General features: G+C 70.8%; 4 protein-coding genes. All 4 read right to left on the bottom strand.

Annotation, left to right across the window (positions count from 1 at the left end; all coding sequences use genetic code 11):
* Positions 1–181, bottom strand: a 181-nt coding sequence (locus AC08ON_RS13990; protein ID WP_476617129.1) for a hypothetical protein, incomplete at its 3' end; no start/stop codon positions are given.
* 433 nt (positions 182–614) lie between these two features.
* Positions 615–896 carry a hypothetical protein gene (locus AC08ON_RS13985; protein WP_476607949.1) on the bottom strand — a complete coding sequence of 94 codons (282 nt, stop codon included), beginning with the start codon at positions 894–896 and terminating at the stop codon, positions 615–617.
* A gap of 97 nt (positions 897–993) precedes the next feature.
* Entirely contained in the window at positions 994–3,273 is a 2,280-nt protein-coding gene (locus AC08ON_RS13980; protein ID WP_476617128.1) for a helix-turn-helix domain-containing protein, read from the bottom strand.
* Positions 3,255–3,481, bottom strand: a 227-nt coding sequence (locus tag AC08ON_RS13975; protein ID WP_476617127.1) for a tyrosine-type recombinase/integrase, incomplete at its 5' end; no start/stop codon positions are given. The genes AC08ON_RS13980 and AC08ON_RS13975, both read right to left, overlap by 19 nt.

Genomic DNA, 3,481 nt, shown 5'->3' with positions numbered 1-3,481 from the left:
CCGGATCCAGTGCGTAGTCCTTGCGGTTGTTGCGCGAGACGATGCCTGCACTGTCGGTCTGCCGAAGTGGATCGGTCACGGCGGGAACCGGTCCGGCGTGTCCCAGCGCGAACGGGCCGTTCGCCGGGTGCTTCCTTGGCAGTGGGAATGTGGGACGCGGCGTGATTCCACCGGCAGTCATTCCTCCACCACGGCGCCCAGATTCCGATCTGATCCGCCATCGCCGCCGGTCCGGGCGAAGGCGCGCAACAAAGGCCTGCGGGTCGTGGCGTTCGGCGCGAGTCTGCCATACCGATCGATGGCAAGAACAAGTGGGCCGGTCGGGCGAGACCTCGCCTCGTCGTGCCCAGCTCCTCCGGCGTGCTCATCGATGATCGCTATAGCCATGGATGGCGGCTCAAGCTCGTACCGGTCGGTTCGGCGAGTGGCGAGGAGCTGTACGAGCGCGCGCTGACCACGGTCGACGCGTTGCCGCCCGCGCCCATCGCGCCGGCGGAGCGCCTCCGGCACCAGACCTTCCTGGCGTCGCTGTTCGATCTGTTGGGCCAGGACGTCGTGCTGATCTCCGGGCCGTGTACGATGCCAGCTCGCCGCACTCGGGCGAGGAGGGTTGGTCAGGGGCCGGGAGAGTCTCGCTCGGCGAGGTAGAGGGCCCAGTCATGGGCTGCCTGCTGGGTCCAGGCGGTGGCGATGTGGAGATCCAGCAGGCTCGCGAGGATCGGGGCGGGTAGGTCCGCGGCGAGCGTCATCAGCGCGGCGTTGCGAGCGTGCCGCGCATGCGGCAGTCCGTTGTCGCGAAGTGCCTGGTAGACCACGTCACGGGCCGGCCGGCCGGGAAAGCCGCCGGGGAACAGCCAACCTGTTGCTGGCGGGGTACTGCGGCCGAGAACAGCCACCGTTCGAGCGGTGTCGCGTTGGGCGAGCAGCAGGTCGGCGACGGCCGGAGGGAGAAGCAGCCGGTGTGCTCCCAGGCGGACCAGGGTCCGATTGCCCTCACGGTCGATCTGGTCGGCGTGTAGAGCCGAGATCCGGCTGACGGGCAGGCCGTAGAGCAGCAGGAGTGCGGGCGTGCAGGCAGCGGCGTAGGTGGGTCCACCGGTCGTCTTCGCTGATCGCGGTGACGATGTGACGGGGTCGCCGTTTCGGGATCGTCACGTCGCCGGTGAGGCGTCGGCTGCGGGCCCAGTGCAGGAACTCGCGGGCTGGGTAGGCGCTCTCGGCAGGCTGTTCAGTCAGCCAGCGGTCGACGTCGGCCTGGGTGAGATCGGTGAGTGTCGTCTGTTGGTCGTCGATCCAGGCGAGCAGGCGGAGCGCGGCGCGGATGCGGGTGCGGGTGCGGGCCCAGCCGGCGGCGTGCGGGGTGAATGGCCGGGCGGGTAGCCGGTGGCGGGCTCGGCGCAGGATCGCCCAGTGCGCCCAGGGACGGATCAGGCTGCTGTGGACGGTGGGCAGCGTGGTGAGGAGGTTGTCGAGCCAGGGGCTGAGGCGTTCGAGGTGGTCGGCGCGGTCGGGCAGGACGCCGACGTGGATGAGGGTCTGGCGCAGCCGGTGCAGGGCGAGGGTCTGGGGCCAGGTGTCCAGCAGCTCGTGGCTGGGCGGAGCCTCCGCGTCAGCGAGACGGTGAAATAGCCATTCGGCGGGCCCACCGGGTCGTAGCCAGGTCAGGATGGCGTCGGGCGCGTCGGTGTTGGCCAGGGCGGTCGCCAGCGGGCGCAGCTCGGGACGCATGGCGTCGTTCGTTCCGGTGAGCAACTCGTTGGCGCGGCGGGCTGCCAGGCAGCGTTCGCACATCCCGTCACGGGGCACGAACCCGGCGCGTCCGCAGACCGGGCAGTCGTAGTCGACGTTCAGGCCGGCGCACCGGCCGCAGATTCGCTGGCCTTGCTGGTCGAGGCCGACGAGCACTTGGGTGCGTTGGCAGTCGGGGCAGGGGGCGGGGTGGCGGCGTGTCCAGGCGTAGCAGGAGGCGCAGACGCTGCCAATCGGCCAGGTGGCGATGATCCGCCGGTCACGTCCGCACCGCGAGCAATGCCGGGTGGCCGCAGGTCGACAGCGGGTGCAGAGGCGGGGTCCGCCGTGGGCGCCGGTTGTGGCCAGCTTCCCGATCAGCCCGCAGGCGTCGCAGACGCCGAACAGGGTGCGGCGGTAGCACGCCTCGCACAGCCCCGGCTGACCGTCGCGGGCGCGGACCTTGAGCCGACGCTCTCTTCCGCAAAGGCCGCAGCGCGACGGCGGCCGGCAGGCGCCGCATAGCGGTTCGCCGGTGTCGGTGCGGGCGGCCTCGACGGCGGATCGGGCACAGCCGGCGCAGATCACGCGGGGTGTTTCGTAGCAGCGCCGGCAGATCGGCTGCCCGTTCGGCCGCGCCGCCGGCGGCGCCCCGCGTCCGCAGCTGGCGCAGGTCTCCCAGCTGGCGGGGTCGCGGTTCCAGCAGTTCTGGCACACCGGTGTCCCGTCGGGCTCGTGGGCCCGGACCGAGTTGCGTCGGCCGCAGCGCCCGCACACTTTGGTCTGCCGGCGTCCTGCGCACCGGGCACAGATCCGGCAGCCCTCGGCCCGTTGCGGCAGGGCTGCCGCGACCTGCTCGCAGTCGACGCAGGCGGGCACCACGACCGCGTATCCCGCCTGGTGCAGCGTGTACGCGAGCCGGATGAAGACAGCAGGCACGTCGGAGCTTCCTGACCGCAGCGCGTCCGGGAACGCGGCGAGATGGTCGTCCAACCAGGCCAACCGCGCGTTCACCGTTCCCGCGACCGCGTCGAGGTGACGGCAAGCCTCGACCTCCGTCATCCGAGGGACGACAGCGACGAGCCGCCCGGTCAAGGCATGCAGGACCGCCTGGCGATCGACAGGCGGTCGCCGGGCGGAACGGGCCGCCGGCCCCCGAAAAGAGCTCGTCGAAACTCCCGGCCGGTCGGGTGTCATAGTCCCCCCGGCCGGCGGATCGTGGTGCGCCGCAGCCCCGCCGGCGCCCCGCCCGCGGCCCGTCTGCCCGCGGATGCCTGTCTTCGCGACCTGCTCGGCGACCGCCACGACCTCGATCAGGTCGTTCGGTGTGCAGCCGAGCACGTCACACAAGGCGGCGAAGGTGTCCATCGACAGCCGCTGCGGTGGCTGGGTCACCAGTCGGAAGACCTGCTCCCGGGACAGGTGCACGCCGCGTTCGGCCAGCAGCGGCACCAGATCGGACGTCTGGAACAGCCCCTTCTCCGCCATCCGGGTCCGCAGATGCCAGCGGATACTCGTCGTCCGGGTCACCGGGGTGTCTCCCACAGGTCCTCGAAGCGGCGCAGTGACTTCTCCAGCAGCCGGTTACGGAACTCGTCCGACACCGACGTGTAAATCGCGGTCGTCGAAGCGTAGGAATGCCCAACCTGCTGTTGCACGAACAGCGGCGGATAACCGAACTCCAACAAATGCGTGACATAGCTGTGCCGCAGCGAATGCAAATCCAGCTCCTCCGGCAGTCCTGCCGTCCGCC

The organism is Frankia sp. CoWAU3 (assembly GCF_977971855.1).
Note: the sequence above shows the minus strand (reverse complement) of the source record. Positions and strands in the feature narration are given on the sequence as shown.